This window comes from Cellulomonas sp. KRMCY2, from assembly GCF_000526515.1.
GTDB lineage: Bacteria > Actinomycetota > Actinomycetes > Actinomycetales > Cellulomonadaceae > Actinotalea.
The window spans coordinates 4,462,143-4,480,845 of sequence record NZ_JAGF01000001.1 but is presented as its reverse complement, the minus strand read 5'-3'; the positions used below and the strand labels follow the sequence as shown (position 1 = coordinate 4,480,845).

At 68.0% G+C, this 18,703-nt stretch carries 18 protein-coding genes and 1 other RNA gene; 6 read left to right on the top strand and 13 right to left on the bottom strand.

What is annotated here, in order from left to right; all coding sequences use genetic code 11:
- Positions 1-35 precede the first annotated feature (35 nt).
- A complete protein-coding gene (locus K415_RS0121115) occupies positions 36-338 on the bottom strand; it encodes a hypothetical protein (protein ID WP_024289006.1) in 303 nt (100 codons plus the stop codon).
- A 550-nt stretch (positions 339-888) separates the two neighbouring features.
- Here K415_RS0121115 and K415_RS0121110 point away from each other — a divergent pair.
- Positions 889-1,995 (top strand): nucleoid-associated protein, encoded by a 1,107-nt coding sequence (locus K415_RS0121110; protein ID WP_024289005.1) that lies wholly within the window; start codon positions 889-891, stop codon positions 1,993-1,995.
- Entirely contained in the window at positions 1,988-2,977 is a 990-nt protein-coding gene (locus K415_RS0121105; RefSeq protein WP_197024767.1) for a GTP pyrophosphokinase family protein, read from the top strand. Before K415_RS0121110 ends, K415_RS0121105 begins: the two co-directional genes overlap by 8 nt.
- A gap of 116 nt (positions 2,978-3,093) precedes the next feature.
- Here K415_RS0121105 and K415_RS23690 read toward each other — a convergent pair whose 3' ends face one another.
- On the bottom strand, positions 3,094-4,410 hold the full coding sequence (locus K415_RS23690) for an ATP-binding protein (RefSeq protein ID WP_081785138.1): 1,317 nt from the start codon (positions 4,408-4,410) through the stop codon (positions 3,094-3,096).
- A 403-nt stretch (positions 4,411-4,813) separates the two neighbouring features.
- Complete coding sequence (locus tag K415_RS0121090; RefSeq protein ID WP_029664309.1) at positions 4,814-6,280, bottom strand: DUF4041 domain-containing protein; 1,467 nt, start codon at positions 6,278-6,280, stop codon at positions 4,814-4,816.
- A gap of 310 nt (positions 6,281-6,590) precedes the next feature.
- Here K415_RS0121090 and K415_RS0121085 point away from each other — a divergent pair, with 310 nt between their 5' ends.
- Entirely contained in the window at positions 6,591-6,905 is a 315-nt protein-coding gene (locus tag K415_RS0121085) for a hypothetical protein (RefSeq protein ID WP_024289001.1), read from the top strand.
- 64 nt (positions 6,906-6,969) lie between these two features.
- A complete protein-coding gene (locus K415_RS22300) occupies positions 6,970-7,275 on the top strand; it encodes a helix-turn-helix domain-containing protein (RefSeq protein WP_024289000.1) in 306 nt (101 codons plus the stop codon).
- Between the two features lie 22 nt (positions 7,276-7,297).
- On the opposite strand, the gene K415_RS0121075 is transcribed toward K415_RS22300, so the two are convergent.
- On the bottom strand, positions 7,298-7,924 hold the full coding sequence (locus K415_RS0121075) for a type IV toxin-antitoxin system AbiEi family antitoxin (RefSeq protein ID WP_197024766.1): 627 nt from the start codon (positions 7,922-7,924) through the stop codon (positions 7,298-7,300).
- Between the two features lie 161 nt (positions 7,925-8,085).
- On the opposite strand from K415_RS0121075, the gene K415_RS0121070 reads away from it, so the two are divergent.
- Both K415_RS0121070 and K415_RS0121065 read left to right on the top strand, forming a co-directional pair.
- Positions 8,086-9,495 carry a hypothetical protein gene (locus K415_RS0121070; RefSeq protein ID WP_024288998.1) on the top strand — a complete coding sequence of 470 codons (1,410 nt, stop codon included), beginning with the start codon at positions 8,086-8,088 and terminating at the stop codon, positions 9,493-9,495.
- Positions 9,496-9,506: 11 nt separating this feature from the next.
- Positions 9,507-10,424, top strand: a complete 918-nt coding sequence (locus K415_RS0121065; RefSeq protein WP_231494950.1) for a nuclease-related domain-containing protein — start codon at positions 9,507-9,509, stop codon at positions 10,422-10,424.
- A 23-nt stretch (positions 10,425-10,447) separates the two neighbouring features.
- On the opposite strand, the gene K415_RS0121060 is transcribed toward K415_RS0121065, so the two are convergent.
- The 9 genes from K415_RS0121060 to K415_RS0121025 all read right to left on the bottom strand — a co-directional run bounded on the left by K415_RS0121060 (position 10,448) and on the right by K415_RS0121025 (position 18,700).
- Complete coding sequence (locus K415_RS0121060; protein ID WP_024288996.1) at positions 10,448-10,882, bottom strand: hypothetical protein; 435 nt, start codon at positions 10,880-10,882, stop codon at positions 10,448-10,450.
- Between the two features lie 60 nt (positions 10,883-10,942).
- Positions 10,943-11,674 carry a nucleotidyl transferase AbiEii/AbiGii toxin family protein gene (locus K415_RS0121055; RefSeq protein ID WP_024288995.1) on the bottom strand — a complete coding sequence of 244 codons (732 nt, stop codon included), beginning with the start codon at positions 11,672-11,674 and terminating at the stop codon, positions 10,943-10,945.
- The gene (locus tag K415_RS0121050; protein ID WP_024288994.1) at positions 11,671-12,342 is read right to left on the bottom strand and encodes a helix-turn-helix domain-containing protein; all 672 of its coding nucleotides are present in this window, start codon (positions 12,340-12,342) and stop codon (positions 11,671-11,673) included. The genes K415_RS0121055 and K415_RS0121050 overlap by 4 nt, the downstream gene beginning before the upstream one ends.
- 39 nt (positions 12,343-12,381) lie before the next feature.
- Complete coding sequence (locus K415_RS0121045) at positions 12,382-13,083, bottom strand: hypothetical protein (RefSeq protein WP_024288993.1); 702 nt, start codon at positions 13,081-13,083, stop codon at positions 12,382-12,384.
- Positions 13,084-13,115: 32 nt separating this feature from the next.
- Positions 13,116-14,309: a site-specific integrase gene (locus K415_RS0121040; RefSeq protein ID WP_024288992.1), complete on the bottom strand. Its 1,194-nt coding sequence runs from the start codon at positions 14,307-14,309 to the stop codon at positions 13,116-13,118.
- Positions 14,310-14,386: 77 nt separating this feature from the next.
- Positions 14,387-14,754, bottom strand: a transfer-messenger RNA (tmRNA) gene (ssrA, locus tag K415_RS23685).
- 192 nt (positions 14,755-14,946) lie between these two features.
- Entirely contained in the window at positions 14,947-16,836 is a 1,890-nt protein-coding gene (locus tag K415_RS0121035; protein WP_081785135.1) for a DUF2207 domain-containing protein, read from the bottom strand.
- A 9-nt stretch (positions 16,837-16,845) separates the two neighbouring features.
- Positions 16,846-17,325: an SsrA-binding protein SmpB gene (gene smpB / locus K415_RS0121030; RefSeq protein ID WP_024288990.1), complete on the bottom strand. Its 480-nt coding sequence runs from the start codon at positions 17,323-17,325 to the stop codon at positions 16,846-16,848.
- Positions 17,326-17,377: 52 nt separating this feature from the next.
- Positions 17,378-18,700: a M23 family metallopeptidase gene (locus K415_RS0121025; protein WP_024288989.1), complete on the bottom strand. Its 1,323-nt coding sequence runs from the start codon at positions 18,698-18,700 to the stop codon at positions 17,378-17,380.
- Positions 18,701-18,703 lie beyond the last annotated feature (3 nt).

Sequence of the window (18,703 nt, the reverse complement as noted above, 5' to 3'; positions counted from 1 at the left end):
TGCCGTCTCGCTCCGAGCGGTCGACGTGGTGCGGATCAGCCGCGGGCGAGCACCTCGACCAGCTGCCCGACTGTCGGGGAGCCGCTGACCCCGGCAGGGGTGCGATACAGCCGGCACGACAAGCCCACCGGCGCGCCAGGCTCGGCGAACGGGTCTTCCCCGTCCACCAGGACCGACGGCGAGCCGTGGAAGCCCCACGACTCGGCCGCCTCGGCGGTGGTAACCAGGACTCGCTCCACGTCCGTGGTGTTGCCCACGGCGGCAAGAGCCTCGCGCAGCCGCGCGTCGGCCACCTGCCAGCTGGGGCACTCGTCGAAGTACAGGAGCTGGATCCTCATCGACCCATCCTGCTCCACCGGGGCCAGGTGCGATTCCCGGGCCGTGCGGCGCGCCGAGCGGTTCGTCAAGCATCGAGGTCGATTGCCTTGGGCTGAAGTCCCAGCCCAGCCATGGTGCGGCCTGCCGCAGAGAGCGTGCCAGGGCATGGGCGCTCACGTGCGAATCGAGGGAACAGCCGGACACACGAAGGCCGCGACCCGTGGTGAGCGGTGTGGCGGCCTTGATGTCGCCTGACCCGCGCGAACGCGAGCACAGGACAGTGGAGGTGGCGGGAATCGAACCTTTCGGGAGCTGTTGGGACCGGGAGGTGCACGGTGCTGACGTGCGGGAACGCCTCGGAAGCGCTGGCTCATGGCGGCCCGGATTGGGCGGGTGTGTTGACGGCGTCAACCTGTCGAGGTGATCTTGGAGTGGTCGTGTGCTGGCGCCGCTGCTGTACTCCACCCGGTGCGGTATGGACTGAGCCGTCAACGTCCAACCATCGAGGTCCCCGAAGTGGGAGTCTTGCCTCGTTCCTTGGCGGACAGAATTCAGGATCCGACTTGGTCGATGGGGGTTCCGCTGTACGCGCTCCGGGGAGGCCAGATGCGGTTCGCAACGGTTCAGCTTGGACAGGTTGTCCTCCACCAGGTTTCGGGCAGAAACTCACCGGGGGCGGGTCTTGTCCTGAGCGATGTGGCATCGGAGCTCCGCGATGGCCAGAGGGAGTACATCCAGAGCAGGATCCGGCGCGCGCTTGCCCAGTACGCTCGCCCGATTCTCGAGGAAGGCCCTCCTCAACCAGTGCCGGCGGCAGCTCAGGCGATTCTGGCCGCGCCCGGCAGCCTCGTCCCGGCGTCGCAACGGATCGCCGAACACCTCCAGCAAGTACAGCCGGGTATCAGTCCCGGCGGGATCATCGTTGTGGCAGCCTCGACCTTTGGCGCCCAACATGCGGTGATCATCGCGAAGCTGGAGCACGAACTGGGGGTACGCGCGCAGCAGACGGTGCTGGCCGACGGGAGCCGTACCTTTGATGTACAGCTCCTTCATGACCTCCTCTTCACGGAGGGTTCGCGCGTCTTCAAGGTGGCACTTCTTCTGGACGGCCCGACGGACGCCCCGATGAGTGGTTTCATCGTTGACAATCAGGCCGCTGGATTTGGCGTTGCTCAGTACTTCCTCTTTGACTTCCTCGGGTGCACGCTCGCCGAGAGGGCCGATCGCCTGACCGAGAAGTTCCATACAGCAGCTGAGTCGTGGTTGAACCAGCAGGCCGATCCTCAGAAGCGAGGGAGGTACGCGATTGCGCTCATTGCTGAAATGCAGAGCCCCCACCGGGTCCTGTCATCAAGTGACTTTGCCCAGCGGTACATTGCACCGGATGAGCAAGACGACTTTGTGCTGTCACTAGAGAGCCAGGGCGTCTCGCCTCAGCCGTTCACAAAAGACACAACCTTGGTGGAGAATCGACTTAGCCAGGTTCGGATCGACACGGACTCTGGGATAATTGTCTCTGCACCGACTGAAGCATACGAGGACGGTCGGCTCGTGCTTGGAGACTCCATCGACGACGGTGCGACGATTGTGGTGCGCGACAGAATTCGCCAGGTGACAGGGAGAGGACGTCGGCCGCGCGCCTCAAGCAGGGGCGAGAATGGGGCGGCCGATGAGTGAGCCTAGGCCAGGCGACATCGAGGCCGTCGTGGCCCGGTATGTGTCTGAGCACGCGACATACGAGAAGATCGCACAGCTGGTCGGTTCCGAAGTGCAGGGTCTACTTGACGCGGGCGCCATGAAGTGCAGGATTGACCATCGCGCCAAGGATGTTCGCTCGTTCCACAAGAAGATCGTCGACAAGGCCTATAGCGACCCATGGGAGCAGATAACCGACAAGGCGGGTGTGCGAGTGATTGTCGAGGCGCCGCGGGACGTGGACGACGCCTGTCGAATAATCGCTTCCGGATTGGGAGAACGAGTAATTCGTTGTGAGGACAAACGGCACATCGGATCGCCGGACCGGCTTGGATACAGCGGGGTTCACCTTCAGGTCTCGCTCGTTCTCGATGGAGCAGTGCGCGAGTGCGAGATTCAAATGAGGACAGCATCCCAGGACCTGTGGTCAGTCATGTCGCACAGATGGTTGTACAAGCCAGTGGTCGAGCTTCCTGATGAGATGCAGCACGCGGCTTACCGTCTCGGCGCCCTAGTGGAGATATTTGATGAGGAGGTCCAGCGGCTGGCCGACCGCGAACGTGAGGCACGCGCGGATCCTGTACAGCAACTGATTGCGATTGCGGAGTCGGCCTACCTTACGGTGGCGCATTCGCCCTCTGATCGCAGCGTCTCAAGATGGTTTGTCGAACCGCTTCTGCCAGCATTTACGGACGAAGAGTTGTCGCAGTATGGCGACCTCATGGACGCGTTCGTGCTGAGCGAGCGCGAGACCCTCAGGATCCTCTTCGCTGAGTATGGCCCGCACGGTGCCCTCGCTTACCTGCCGCAGTTTCTGCTCTTCGGCCAGGCTGAGAGCGTCCTGCTGCTCGAGCGACTCTCTAGTCATCCTCGTCGGCTGTTGAGCTGCTGGAGGGATGCCGGGCTGCCTATGCCGTATCTCCAGGCGCTTGCGGACGCCGCTGCAATCGACTTGCCCGACTGATTGGGATCGTGCCGCAACGTCGATCCGGGTCGCGTTCCTCTGGAATGCGGCCCGGATCGGCCCGTTGACGATCTATCGCGTCGCCCTGTTTGCTCCTGGTGAGTGGCAGCCGCCCTTCATGTCGACTTCAGCAGAGCCTCGTACTCTTCCTGGGCGTGGAGGTCGACATCGAGATAGTTCGAAGGCCGGAGACGCACGTACACCTTAAACATCTCGTCTCGGAAGCGAACCATACCGCGAGACTGGAAGACGGGCTGGTATAGCGGGGCACCGTAGATGAGACTACACAGTTGCCCCTTGTGCATCGAGGGATTCCCAACGCCTTGACGCCGCGCCATGGGGTAGATTACTGCGGTGGGGATGTCTGTGGCATCCCATAGTGCCATTATGCGGAGGGTCATCTCGCGCTGCGGAGAGTCACGGACGGCGGACTGGTACTGATCGGCGTATTTCTGTGCGAACTTCGTTTCTATTAGCGACTGTAGGGCCCCAGAGATGTCCGCGCTAAGGACCTCGTCGCGGCCTTCGTCGACTACGCTAACCAATGCCGATTGACCGAGCACGTGGATGAACCAAGGGAAGCCTGCCGAGAGTCTTGCGAGGCGCGTGCGGGACCTTGGGCTAAACGTCACGGCAATGTCGGTGTGCCGTAGGAACGTTTGAGCCTGGTCGATGATTGTCACGAGTTCCACCGGGGACATCTGTTGCACTGCGACGGGAGCGAGTTGCCGACTGAGTGACTCGTGGTCGGCGAGGAGTTCCGAGTGGCTCCCGGCGATGCCCACCAACATGAACTTGAGAGTTGGCGATGAACTCGCCTTCAGGAAGCTCGCTAGGCCCGTTGTATTCGCAATCCTATCGACTTCGTCGATGACAAGTAGTACAGGGTGCTGATATGTGGTTGACACGAGGTCGGCCAGGCGTACGAGCTTCTCTTCGAGATTCAGGTCTTCGTAGCTCTCGCGTGTCACTACCGTTCGGTAGTCTTGGCTATTCTCGAACTCGAATAGCTTAATCGATGCTTTGAATCGCGTTGTGCGCTCGCCGTGCACAGACTCCGTCGCCCTGGTCGCGTCTTCTACATCTCCTGCGCCTTCGACGGCATTTATGATTAGTTGTAGAAGGTCGCTTAGCGAGGCTGTCGTACTTGTGCACCTCACAAGGAAGACGATCCAACGCTCGTCATCTGCAAAAGCGAGCTTGGATAGTGCAAGATGATCCAGGAGTTCCGTATCGCCCTGAGCGATTCGGATCATCTGGCGCGCGAGGCTCGACTTCCCGAGCCCCCTATGTCCATAGATCAGAGGAACAGATCCGTCCACGCGAAGGGTGTCTGCCAGTTCCTGGACCTCGGCCCGACGTCCTGAGAACCGTGCAGGCTCGTCGATTTCGGTCGCCGGCAGGAAAGCGTTGAGCAGTGCCGTCCGGTTCATTCGGACCCTTCCGTCGTGTGGCTAGTTCGGAACGGCAGGCGTCTTCGCTGCTCAGCGTTGTCAGCCAGACTGCGGGCAACGGGTTTGTGGACGCCAGCGGTCTTGGGGGTCCCTTCCCGGTTCCAGGGTATCTGGTGGCGACCGACGTGATCGAGGGGATGGTCGGTGCGCTGGCCCGCAACGTCACATCCACCGGATGCGGAGCAGGTACCGTCGCGCGTCACGGCTGCGTGCCGGGCGAGTGCGAGACCGACGTCATTTTCAGAGGCCTCGGGAGAGGTGGCAAGTGCGGTTGCCGCGAGTGCCAGAAGTGTCACGGGCCCTTCGCCTCTGCTTGGACAACGGGAGTTTCCGCTGGCGCGCCGAGGGAGTCGACGGGTGTGTGCCGGGCCCGGACGGCACCTCACACGGTAGGAGTCTGGGCCGCTGATAGTTCTCGTGAGGCTCGGAACTCGTCGGCCGCCGCCTCCGTCCGGTACTCGACGACGGCGACGTTGTGCTCGCGCAGGGCGTCGAGCACCTCGGCTGGTGTGGCGTAGAAGAACTCGCGGCGAAGGTTGATCCGGTTGACCCGCTGGTTGGCGAAGCTGCGGTGGAGCATCGCCTCGATCCCATAGGCGTCCTCGGAGAAGAAGAGCGCGTGCACGTCGAAGTTGAACGGAACCGATGCGTCGGACAGTTCGCGGATGCGGTCCATCGGATCCAGTCGGCGGGTCATGCCGATCTTGACGACACGCTCACCCATGGAACCGAGGTTGGAGATCACGTAGACGTAGCCGGCGCGGACGTTCGCCGCCCGGTAGTCAACGTCGGCGATCGACTTGTCGATCTCTTCGAGCTTGGCGCGCAGCTCGGCGGCGCCGGTGTCGTCGCCTCGAGCCTCCAGGGCAGCCAGAGCGTTGGCGTAGTGCTCACGCTCCTTGTCCAACTTCTCGCGCTCCCGACGCAGCTCCTCCTCGGCGCGCTTGGCCTCGCGAAGCTCCTCGCGGTGTGCTCGCTCAACCTCCTTCTCGGCCTGGAGCGCCGCCAGGTGTCGCGCGGCGAGCTCAAGCTCCTGTATCCGCAGCCGGTGATACTCGCCGGTGATGCTCAGCGAGATCATCTGGCCGTTCTTCGAGACGCGTTCGGCGGCTTTCTCCAGCCGCGCCTTTGCGGTGCTCAGGCCGCCCGCCTTGACGGTCTTGATGGCGTTCTCCGCCTCGGCGTTGTAGGCGGCGAGCATCATCTTCGACATCTCGCTGATGAACTGTCGACCCTTGGCCGCCGAGTTGTTGAACGTGAAGTTCGAGACCGCACTGGTCGCCCGCTTGCCGGTGACGCAGTTGCGGATCTCGACGCGCACCGCCGAGAGATCTGCGCCGAGCCGCGCTGAGGCCTCCGCGGGATGCTCGAAGTCGTAGAGACCGAACTCCTGGACGTCGATGGCGTTGCGGACGTCGAGGGCTTGTCGACGCAGACCCTCGAGTTCGCGTTGGGCGGCCACCACGTCGGCGCTGAGGCGCGCGAGCTCGTCGCGCGCATCGGACGTCTTGAGCTGGATCTCGACGAGCTCAAGGGCGCCGGTCTCCGCAAGCGTCGCGCGAAGCTGCTCGTTCTCCTCCGCCAGGTCGCGGGCGGCAGCGCGAGCGCCGAAGAGACCTACCTTGCGGCGGGCAGGCTCGGACGTGTCGGCAGTCACGGGCACGGACGGTGGAGCGGGTGAGACCGACTGGGGCGTAGGTGATGACGGCTGCGCCGGCAGGCTCGGCGGCGGAGCCGCGTGAGGCCTCGCCTGCTGAACGTGCTCGGTCCAACGCTGTCCGTCCCACCAACGAACGAAGGATGCGTTCTGAGGGTCGGGGTACCAGTCCGGCGGCGTCGGCGGGCTCATGGTCCGCACCGTATCGGGGTACGAGACGATCCGTGGCGCTTCTGGCGCCGGGATCGCATCGAGATGTAAGAGGAGTCGCAAGCCTCCGACCCTGCCGCGACAAGGGCTCTTGCCGCGGCAGGCCACATCTTCTCCCTCCGTTCCGCACACCGGTAGGTAGGAGCGCGCATCGGGAGGCGTCATGGGCAAGGGGAGTCGGGTTCGGGCGGGTCGGCAGGTGGACCGGCGGGGGAGGCCCGCGCCGTCGGCGGGCGCGGCGTTCGGGGTCGGCGTCGGGCCGCGTGCCCCCACGGGACCGGAGGCGCCTCGGGTGAGGAGCGAAGGCGTCGTCGACCGCGTGCGTGACCAGGACGTCGTCTGGCGGGCTGCGGCACGGGTGACGGACGCACTTGCGCGCCTGGAGGAGCTCGCCGCGGCGCGCACGGAGGCCCGGCGCGTGGTCGACGGGCTCGAGGACGAGGTCGAGGTCGCGGTTGCGCACCTGCGGGTCGACGGGGCCAGCTGGGTGCAGGTCGGGCGGGCGTTGGGGATCAGCCGGCAGGGTGCTCGCCAGCGCTTCGGCGATGCGAGCGATGCCCACGGGATCCGTCAGGACCCCCGTGATCCACAGATGTTCGGCCGATGACGCACATCTTCTACCCCCATTCCGCATACCTGTAGGTAGGAGCAAACAGAAGGGCGGTGCGGAGATGACCGAGTACGTGACTCTGACCCCCGAGGAGGTCGCGAAGACCCTCGGGATGTCGACGTGGTGGGTGCGCGAGCAGGCGCGCCGCGGGCGGATCCCGCACCTGCGCCTCGCCAAGGGAAGGATCCGGCTGCTACCCGAGCACGTCGACGCCCTCGTCGCCCTGTACACCGTCGAGGGCGGCGCCACCGATGACGCTCCACCGGCCGCAGCGTCATCGGACCTGACGGCGCTCGCCCCGACGGCGAAGTCGGCGCGTGCCCATCGGCGTCGGCCGCACGTGCAGGGTGATGGGCAGCTGTTCTGAGCCCGATGCCGCCAGGCGTCGCTCACCGCCCGGCGGTGAGGCGGGTGTGGGTAGCGCGCATGCGTTGGCGGGTGGCCAAGTCCTCGAGGACCGCGGGATCGCACTGACGCCGCAACGCGTCGATCGCCTCCTGGGTGTCGAGGTCCTCCGCCCGCGGGTCGGCGCGTGCGAGGTCGAGCAGGGTCTGCTCGGGCGTGGTCACGAGCGCTTGGCCGAGCTCGGTCGTCACTGCGACCGCGTCAAGGTTCGCGACCGTGCGCATGACGAAGCGGATCTCGCCGTCGCGGTCTGCGAGGCGCATCGGCCTCCGCTGGGTGGGCACGGCGACGTGGCCGACGCCGAGGGCGCGGGGGAGTGCTTGATGTAGGCGTGCGGCGGTGAGGCCGGTCAGGACGGGGATGCGGTCGCCGTACAGGGCGGTGGCGATGGCGGCGGTGGCGGCCTCGAGCGACGGACGCCAGGTGCCGCCGATGTGCTCGGGTGGAACCGCGCAGTAGATGCCGTGGGCAAGGCGATGCACGACGCCGCGGCGGGCGAGGGCGCCGAGAGCGGAGGCGGGGAACGCGTAGACACCTGCGAGATCAGGGGCGCGAACTGTCCGCATCGGCGCACGAGCGATGAGGCGCAGGGCTTCGCGTTCCTCACTCACCATGCAGAGGTTAGTCTCCGTGACTAGGAAGTGCATAGTGACTGCGCGTGCTCGGCAGCAGTGGAAGGTCGAGATGACGCGATCGTCCACGGTGATGTCGCTCATGGAATCGCCACGGCAGGTCGATACCCCCTCGGGCAGTACTCATCGAAGGGGCTGAGATGGCTGAGGAATCCTGGCACGAGGCTCGACTGATCCCGACGTCGGGGATCAACGGCGCTGATGAGCAGGAGCGGCGGGCGACCTCGGCGCTGCTGGCCGTGATGTCGGCTGTCCACGAGTTCGGCCGAGTGCTCGTCAAGCCGTTCGGCGCTCCGGCGGGGAACCTGCAGACCTTTGTCGAGGTGCCGTTCATCGTCGGGGAGAAGAAGTTGTTCCCGGATGGGCTGATCCGGGTGGCTCGCGGGCAGAAGTCGTGGACGGCGCTGGTGGAGGTCAAGACCGGCGAGAACGTCCTGATGGCCGAGCAGCTTGAGAACTACCTGGACATCGCCCGGGACGAGGGTTACGACGCGGTGCTGACGATCTCGAACGAGATTCCGCCGGTCGCCGGCCAGCACCCGACGGCGGTCGACAAGCGCAAGCTGCGCAAGGTAGCCCTGCACCATCTCTCGTGGACCAAGATCCTGTCCGAAGCGGTCATGCAGAAGGAGTTCCGCGGCGTCGCGGACCCCGACCAGGCGTGGATCCTCGGTGAGCTGATCCGCTACCTCGAGCACCCGCGCTCGGGCGCCATGGAGTTCAGCGACATGGGTGAGAGCTGGGTCACCACCCGCGAGGCCGTCCGCGCCGGCACTCTGCGCGCGTCCGACAAGGGCATCAAGGAGGTCGCAGCGCGTTTCGACGCGCTCCTCCGCTTCTCCTGTCTCAGCCTCGGCCGGAAGCTGGGCACCGAGGTCACGCCGGTGCTCAGCCGCAAGGAGCTGGCGGACCCGGCGAGCCGGACGCAGGCGCTGGTGACCGAGCTCGCGCGTGATGCCGTGCTGTGCGGCTCCATTCGGATCCCGGCCACCGTCAGCGACGTCGTCGTGACGGCGGACCTGCGGGCCGGGACTGTGACGTGCCACATCGACGTCGACGCGCCCCGCGAAGGCCGTCCGACGACCCGCGTCAACTGGTTGCTCCGCCAGCTCAAGACCGCGCCCGACGGCGTCCGGATCGAAGCGCACGCGGCCCACGAGCGCGGTGCTGGTGCGGCCGAGCTGCTCAAGAAGGTGCGGGAGAACCCGGCGCTGCTGATCGCCGACCCGGCCAAGGAGATCCGTTCGTTCCGCGTTGCGATGACCGTGCCGATGGGCACGAAGCGGGGCCGCGGCCGTGGCTCGTTCATCGACTCCGTCCTGTCCGCGATCGACACCTTCTACGCGGAGGTGGTCCAGCAGCTGAAGGCATGGGCGGCCGCGCCTCCGCGGCTTCGGTCCGAGGCCGACGCCCTGGCGACGGAGGAAGCGCAGGTCGCGCCGGCGCTCGTCTCGACCGCCCTGTCGTCACAGGACGATCCGACGCCCGACGGCGGTGGTGACGCGCCGACGGCGGCGGAAGAGGTCGGCGTCATCGCACCGACCGAGTAGCGGGTGCGTTGGTGAGCGAGACCGGAGAGGCGCCGTCCGCCGCCGTGAAGCGCATGCGGCTGCGGTACGCCGGAACCTGCCGCGAGTGCGGCGCCGCCTTGCCTGCCGGCGAGACGGCGGTGTACGAGCGCGAATCGAAGACCGTCGTCTGCCTCGCCTGCGGGGACGCGCCCGCGCCTGCTCCACAAGGAGCGACGGCTGCGGCTGAGCAGGGTGCGGGGCAGGCCGGGACAGGGGCCCAGGGGATCGGCCCGACCGAGCTGGAGCGCGTCGTTGCTGGCTCCGCCGGTGCATCCGCGCAGCGCGAGTACGAGCGCCGCAGGGCCAAGCGGGAGGACCGCGTCCGGACAGCGCACCCGAGAATCGGCGGGTTCCTCCTCGCGATCTCCGACGAGCCACAGAGCACCAACTCGTGGGCAACGGGCGCTCGTGGCGAGGCATTGCTCGGCAAGGGTCTCGACGGCCTGGCCGGACGGGGGGTGCGCGTTCTGCACGACCGGCGCATCCCGCGAACCAAGGCCAACATCGACCACATCGCCGTGTCCGCCGCGGGTGTCTTCGTCATCGACGCCAAGCGCTACAAGGGCCGGCCGCACCTTCGCGTGGTGGGCGGGCTGTTCCGTCCCCGCGTCGAGATGCTCGTGGTCGGGACGAGGGATCAGACCAAGCTCGTCCAAGGCGTGCACAAGCAGGTTGACCTCGTGCACGGCGCGCTGGAAGCAGCCGGGCTGGCGGACGTGCCTGTGCGTGGGGTGCTCTGCTTCGTCGAGGCCGACTGGCCGCTGTTCGGCGGGTCGTTCGTCATCGACGGCGTCGGAGTCCTCTGGCCGAAGAAGCTCGCGGAGCAGCTGGCGACGCCAGGAGCGCTCGATGACGCGATGACGGAGCGTGTGCACCGCGCCTTGGCGATAGCCTTCCCGCTCGCGTAGCGCAGGCCCGCGTCCGGGTCAGTTCAGGAGTCTTCGCTGCGAGCCAGGACGTCCCGGGCTATGGCCTCCGCCCGTTCCTCGGTCAAGCGCTCGCCTCGAACCGTGACGGTGGTCGTGTCGAGGTCCACCTCCTCGACCTCGACCTCAGGCCCGAAGGTCGCTGGGAACCGGCTCTTGGCGATCAGGCGCTTGAGAGCGGCGACGGGTACGACGCGGGTGTCGTCGGCCTGCTCGGCGACGCGCTCCTCGATCCATTCGCGCAGGAGCGCCGTGACTCTCAGGCCCCTCTCGCTCGCGAGCACGCGTGCGGCGTCGAGGGTCGCGGCCGAGAGGCGAATTGTGATCCCGGCCATCGGTTCGGCGACGGCCGTGGTGTCGAGCTCGGCGCGCTCGAGCTCCGCGGACGTGTCTGCGCCGTCGTAGTGACTACGCAGGTCCCCAGCGGTCGCGTCGTCCATCGGCGCATCCTTCGACTCGCGCGGCAGGCTATGTAACGCGAATCGTAACGCCCGGGGGGACTATGTGGAGAGGATGCGCAGCGTGTCCTGGCCGCGCCGGCGCGCGTCATCGGGCAGCAGGAGCCACGCGTCATTGAGCGGGTCGCCCAGGGCGTCGGTGAGATGACGTAGGCGCTTGCGATCCGAGCCCCGTAGGCGTCCGAGCTCGCTTCGGTGATCAATGATCAGGGATGCGAGGAGCGCGGCGTCCCTGAGGTGCCGCTCTCGGTCGCGCCGGTCCGTCATGTGCGCGGCTGCCTTGAGCACGAGAGCACCGAGTAGGTCCGGCACGGTCAGCTCGACGGTGCCACCGTCGTGCTCAATGACGGCCTGCTGAGTGCGGGCGAGCGCCTGGGCGCCGCCGTCGACCGCCATGACGGGATGGCGGCGCAGGCGGGGCTGGGCGTGCCTCGGCAGGTGGTCCGCGACGAGGACGTCGATGACGTCGTCATCGCGCCGCAGGCGGTGCGCCGGAGACTCTGGCCAGCCGGGCTCGACGACGGCGAAGCCGATGGCGGTGAGCGCTGCGGTGATCCTGGCCATGCTGACGCCAACGGCCATAACGTCGACGAGTGCGTCGACGTCATGTGTCGGGCGGACCTCTTCGACGCCGGCTGCTCGTGCGTGCAACTGCACCATGAGCCCGCCGACGAGCACCCACGACTTTGGTGGCAGCACGGAGGCGATCTCGATGACGACGGGCCACGGTGGTGCCCATCCGCCAGGCGGTGCGGTGACGCGCAGTGTCGTCATCGCAGCAAGTCCCCGAGGACGCGCAGACCGGCCGACCGCTCTCGGACTTCGAGCGACTCGGCGAGGTCGGCCGCGATGACGGCGACGGGCATCACGTCGCGGCCCTCAAGGATCGCGCTCGGTGCGGCGGCTACCCGCAGGGTGGCATTCCCTCGCGGGTCTTCAGCGAGGTGGAAGTCGCGCGCCAGCCGGGTCGCTACCTCGCTCGTGCAGTAGCCGTCGACGCGCCCGAGGTCCCGTTCCATGCCGAACCGCGACGGCTCCATCGCACGTGCGCCGGTGCGGATGACGAGCCCGTCGAGGTCAGCGAGGAACGACTCGCTCGCTCGATAGCGACGGATGACGGCGCGGCGTCGCGTCGCGTGCACGAGCTCCTCGGCGTCGATGGACGCAAGCCGGTCGTCTAGGCGCCTGGTCGTGCGCCGGTCGAGCCAGTCGACCTCGAGCCCGGAGGCGCGCCACAGCGCCGCCCACGCAGTAGGGGGGGACCAGGGCCGGCCCCGTGCGGGGCGCGTGCGGGCCATGGCGTTGACGGCGAGGGCGTCGACGACCCACGCATCGCCCGCTGTGCGCGTCGCGGGTAGCTCGCGGGCGTCAATGAGGCGCTGCACCTGGCGCTGGGAGACACCTAGCCGCTCAGCCGCAACGGCCGTCGTCATCTGCGTCATCCACATATAGTCGCCTATGCGACCTAATGTGTCCACCGCCTATCGCTTCCCAGACCTCACTGCCTCCGCAAACAGGCGCTCAAGGCCAGCGAGCTCGTCGGTCCACGGAGCCCCGACGAGGAAGTTGTTGAAGCCGTCGGAAGCGAGTAGCAGGAGCAATGTGATCTGGTCACTGCCCGACTCGGCCGCCTCACCCATGGCCAAGCCCTTCGCCTCCTCACCAGGCCAGGTCGAGACGTACCGGCTGGCGCTGCTCAGGGTGGCGTGGCACGTCGCCGTCTCGTGGAGCCAGGCGACCAGCACGTTTGGTTGCCCGAGCCGTTGGGTGAGGTGCTTGATGTGGAGATTCGTGTTCTCCGGCGAGCCTGTAGCTGGGGGGTCGAGGAGGTCGTCGATCAGCCCAGGTGGAACCGACCAACCGCCGCCTTCCATGGCCTCGTCGAGCTTCTTCAGGTGCTCCTGCTCTGCCATGCGGAGGGAAGCGAGGACGTCCTCGTGGGCGTCCGCGAGCCACGCCAGGGCGAGGGCATGCTCGATCATGCTCCGGCGCAAGGGAGCGGCACTGCGGGCCAAACCGGCTTTCTCCATCAGGAGGGCGCCGCGAGCCCAATCGCGGGTTGCCGAGTACCAACCGTGGGCGATGAATGCGGCGCCGCCGAGGTCCTCGCGGTGCCTCACCTTCGCAGGGTCCTCATAGAGCGAGAGCGTGTCGTTGACGATCTCGTCCATCGTCGGCCTCACGGTTCTTCTCCTTCAGCAGCGGGCGGCGTCGGTCAGGTTGCTCGTGGGGCGGCCGACGGCGATCCCAGAACGCCGGCGAGCGCCCGGCCCGCCGCGTCGGCCGCGGCGCGCTGCTGGTCGGGGAGCAGGTGGGCGTACGTCTCCGTCGTGGTGGTGATCGACTCGTGGCCGAGCCGGCGCTGGAGGACGAACAGGTCCGTCCCGGCGGCGATCATCCAGGACGCGTGCGTGTGGCGGAGGTCGTGCACGCGTGGGCGCTGGGTCAGCCGCGGCGCGTCGGGATCGCGGGAGCCGTCGGCCCGGCGTGGGTTGCACGCGGCGTCGAGCGCCGGCGTCCACGTCGTCGTCCAGAAGCGCGACGACGAGAGCTGCGAGCCGACGGTGTTCGTGAACAGCAGTTCGTCGGGCGCCTTGCCGGCCACGAGCGGTAGCAGCACGTCGACCAGGTCGTCGGGCAGCGACACCGTCCGCCGCGCGCGCTTCGTCTTGGGCGGACCGACGTACCAGTGCCGGTCCGCGTCGCGCTTCCACGCCTTCGTCACCCGCACCGTCGCGGGCTGCGCAGAGAGGTCCACGTCCCCGGCGGTCAGCGCCGTCGCCTCGCCCCACCTCAGCCCGGTCGCCACCAACGTCAGCACCAGCGGCTGGTAGTGCGCCGACACCTTCGACAGCAGCAGCCCGAACTCGTCGCGCGTCAGCACCGTCATCTCGTCGCGCGTCGCGACCGACTTCGGCAGCTCAACACCCACGCAGGGGTTGTCGGCCCGGTACCCGAGCCGAACCGCAGTCGTCATCGCCGCGGACAGAAGCCCGTGCACGTTGGCGATCGTCTTGGGGGACAGGCCCTTCTCCGTCATCGTGCGCACCCACCCGGCCACGTGCCGGTAGGTCACCGCCGACACGGGCAGCGCACCAAGGAGCGGAGCGATGTGCGCCCTCAGCTGCCCGCGGTAGTGCGACCTCGTATCCGCCCCAACACCGGTGAGCAGGTCGATGTGCTCCGTGATCGCCGCCTCAACAGTCGGCCCCGGCTTCCGCACCGCCTCGGCGATCCGCGCGGCCTCGTCTGCCCGCCCGCCGGCCGCCTCGATCAGCTCGCGCGCCACGCGAGCATCCCGCTCGTCGTCGTACGTCAGCGACGTCTGCCGCCCGGTGTCCGGGTCGCGCCACAAGACTGCGAACGAGCGCGTCCCATCGGCCCGCCGACGCTCCCGGATGCTCGCCACAACACAAGAAGGTAGCCCTCCGTGTCAACGGATGACTACCTTCCTGTCAACATGACTTGCGTTTCCGCAGGTCAGAGGGGTGGAGGTGGCGGGAATCGAACCCGCGTCCGACGGCAGTGAACCAGGACTTCTCCGGGCGCAGCCTGCTACGAGTTTCTCGGCCCCAGCAATCTCACAGGCAAGTCGCTGACGGGCTCAGTCACCTAAGTGTTCCCGTTGCCCCGGTGAACGTGGGCTACGAGCAGTGGCTCTCTAGATGACGCCAGGAACCGGAGCGAGAGCATCCCCGGGCTGACGGACTTCAGGACTCGCTCAGGCGGCGAGTGCGAAGTCGGTGCGCTTGGAATCGGCACCTATTAGTTTGCAGGGAGCGTTGACGAGATAACCCTGCATCCTCGGCCCGCTTCTCCTGGATCGACAACCATCGTCGAAACCGATCACCCCCTGTGCAGTTGTCAAGCACCCGACCGAGCGGGGCGGACCCCGAACCGGCCGTGCAGGTCAATCGTAGTCGACAACGGCCGCAGCCCTGCCGGTATTCCGCCTGGCGGCCCCGGCGGTGCCCGGGACACCTGCCCGGCAGCGCCCCGCGACACCACGCCCTTCGACCTGGTAGGCGGACGTCGAGGCCCCCCACCTACCAGCTGCCGCCGCCGCCCCCGCTGACGCCCCCGCCGGAGAACCCGCCACTGAACCCGGAGGCACCCGAGGAGCCGGGCGTCGGGGCCGAGATCGTCGCCTCGGCGATGTGCGTGAAGCTCGTCAGGTCGTGGGCGAGCGTCCCGGCACCGGCCCAGAACGCCATCTGGCCGTAGGTCGACCCCACGTACCAGGTGGGCTCGGGGAGCACGCGGCCCTGGGCGGCAAGCTCCGCGAAGAGCTTCGCCCACCGTTCGGTCAGCCCGAAGGCCACCGCGAACGGCAGATACCGGCTGAACAGGTCCTCGTCCTCCTCGAACCGCAGCTGGTTGGCCTCCGCCGTCGCCAGGTAGTGCTGGAAGCCGAGCGCCTGGGCGAGCACCGCCGTGCCGTCCGCGGTGCGCGCAGGTGCCGCCTTGGAGACCGCGGCCAGCAGGATGCCCGCGACCGCCAACGGGACGCCGAGGAGTGCGAGGGACGTCCAGACGGCCAGGCCGGCCGTCACGACGACGCCGAGAACGGCCAGCGCCAGGCCGGCACCCAGCCAGGCCGTGCGCACCTGCTTCGGGTTGCCTCGGAACCAGCCGCGCGTCGTCACGTCCTCGTACAGGGCGTCCTGGACCTTCGACATCGACACCGCGAACGTCGTGCGGAGGTCGGTCAGGTTGACGGCGTCGCGCCCGGCGAAGATCTCCTGCATGAGGAGCCGCTCGAAGGGCAGCAGGTACCGGTCCTGCATCGCCGGGACGCGCGCGAGTCGCCAGGCGCCACCGCTGCCGCGCTCGTCGGGGCTCTCGGTCTGCTCGATCACCAGGTAGCCGCGCACCGCGAGATCGATGATCGTCGCCGTCACGTCGTGCGGGTCGGCGACCTCGTCGACCAGGGTCCCGAGCTGTCCGGCCCGGAAGCCCTCCGGCGGGGTGAACTGGACGGTCACGGGGCCCCGGCGCCGACCGCCGACGGTCGCCACCTGGCCGTCGGCCGGCGTGAGGCCGGGCGTGAGCCCGAGGTACTGCTCGTCGCGGCCGCGCCGGCGGGCTGTCACCGTGACAGCGCCGACCCCGCCGATCAGGCCGAGCGCCGCGAGCGCGCCGGTCACCGGTGTCACCTCGAACGCACGGTCCACGGCCCACCGCTCCTGCAGGACGGGCTCGACGCCGCGGAAGGTGCCGGCGGGGAAGCCGACGGCCACGGTGAGCTCCTGCCCGGGCTCGAGGGCCTCCTGCGTGAACGATGCCGTCAGCCCGTCGTGCGACGAGCTGGTGCACGGCGTCCGGCTGGCCTGGCCGGTCAGGCACAGCGCGTCGCTGACCTGCTCGGGTCCGTTGACCGTCACGCGAGCCTCGCTGATCGGGATCTCCCACCGGTCGCCGATGACGTTGAGGTACAGCTCGTCGTGCTCCTCGCCGAAGGCCTCGGCGGAGTTGACCCAGCCCTCGACCTGGTAGGTGACGTGGTACGAGTGGACGCCGACGACGTCCTCGCGGTTCTCGTCGCCGATCCGGATCTCGAGCCAGCCGCTGTCCTCCTCGACAGCGACCTCGGCGGCAGCGGTCTGACTCTCGGCGCGCACGTCGGTGATCCGGTAGACGCGGTCCTGGGCCTCGTCGAAGCGCTGCTTGACGATGTAGGTCAGGAACGGACCGTGGTTGGGCTCGGTGCCGAAGTCGACGTCCAGGTCGAGCGTGACGTGGGCGCCACCGTCGGAGTCGAGGTCGACGGTCATGTCGTAGAGCAGGACCGTGTCCTCGCCGTCCGTGGCCGACGTGGTGGCCGACGCGGTGGCCGACGGGAGGACCGCCATCAGGAGCGTGATGCCTGCCAGGCCGAGCGCACGTCCGAGGAGGTCGCGGGCACGGCGCGGCACGGGCTTCACAGGCAAGGGCATGCCTGAAGCCTAGGGTGCTCCGTGCTGCCTTCGCAGGCTCATCGCCGCCTGGGCTTCGCGGTTCTCCTGCTTCTCGCGCAGGGTGTTGCGCTTGTCGTACTCCTTCTTGCCACGCGCGAGAGCGATCTCGACCTTGGCGCGACCGTCGACGAAGTACAGGGCCAGCGGGACGATCGTGCATCCCTTGGCCTGGGTCTCGTGCTGGAGCTCCTCGATCTCACGGCGGTGCAGCAGCAGCTTGCGCTTGCGGCGCGGTGCGTGGTTGGTCCAGGTGCCCTCGGTGTACTCGGGGATGTGGACGCCCTCGAGCCATGCCTCGCCCCGGTCGACGACCGCGTAGCCGTCGACGAGCGAGGCCCGGCCGGCGCGCAGCGCCTTGACCTCGGTGCCGGTCAGGACGAGGCCGGCCTCGAAGGTGTCGTCGATGTGGAAGTCGTGCCGCGCCTTCTTGTTGCTCGCGACGAGCTTCCGCCCACTCTCCTTGGCCATGGTCCAAGGTTACGGGGTCGCCCGTCGGACGGTCGCCGGGATACTCCTGGCGCTAGGCGTTGATCATCGGTCGCGGGTCGACCGTCGAGCCGTTGACGTAGACCTCGAAGTGCAGGTGGCACGCGGCGGAGGTGCCGGTGTTGCCCGAGTACCCGATGAGCTCACCCTGCGAGACCGACGCGCCGCCGCGCGTCGCGAAGCTGCTCAGGTGGTTGTAGCTCGACATCAGCGCCGAGCCCTTCCAGTAGCCGTGGTTGATCAGCACCTGGTTCCCGAAGCCGGCGCGGGCCGTCGCCCACTCGACGGTGCCGCTCGCGGCGGCGTAGATCGGGGTGCCGCAGTACGTCCGCAGGTCTGTCCCCGCGTGCAGCCGGACGTATCCCAGGATCGGGTGGAGCCGCATGCCGTAGCTGGAGGTGACGACCATCGGGTTGACCGAGGTCGGGTTGATGAAGGGGCGGTCGGCTGTCGAGCCGGTCGTCGGACCCGCACCCTGCCCTGCCTTGGCGGCTTCGGCCTCCTGCCGTCGACGCTCCTCCTGCAGCCGGATGATCTCGTTCAGCTCGGCGGTGAGCGCTGCCTGCTGCGCCTCGAGCTCCTGCTGCTTCGCCAGCTGGTCGGCCTTCTGCCGCTCGATCAGGGCCGTCTTGGCCTGGGCCTCGGCCTGCAGCCCGTCCAGCTCGACGGTGCGGGCCTCGGCAGCGGCGCGGGCGGCGTCGGCCTCGACGACCTTGGCGTCGGCCTCGGCCTTGAGTCCGGTGATCTGCTCACGCACAGCAGCCAGCCGAGCCTCACGGTTGCGGTTGACGCCGTTGATCTGGTCGACGTCCCGCAGCGCCTGGGTCTGGGTGCGCAGCGCGGTCTCGGCGAGCGCCGACTGCTGGACGAACTCGTCGGTGCTGTCCGCGTCGAGCACGGCGGACAACGACGATGCCGCCATGTCGCCCTTGTAGGCGTCCCGCGCCATCTGCCCGATGGCGATCCGGATCTGGTCGGCACGCTCGGTGTCGGCAGTGATCTGCGCGGTGATCGAGGCCTCCTCGGCCTTGGCCACCTCGAGGCGCTCGGCGATGATCGCGGCCTCGCGCTGCAGCTGGGCGAGCAGCGCCTCGGCGGCGGTGAGCTGCTCCTGGGCCACCACGATCTGCGCCTCGATGCCCTGGAGCTCGGCGTAGGCCGCGACCAGTGCCGCGTCGGTGTCCTCGAGCTCGGACTGGAGGTCGGTGATGGCCTGGTCGACGGCGTTCTGCCGTGCCTCGGCCTGGGCCCGCTGGTCGTCGTACTCGTCGGCCGAGGCCGGCAGCCCGACGACCAGGACGGCGACCGCGAGGAGGGTCGCCAGTGCGGCGCGGAGGCGGCTCGATCGTTGCGACATGGT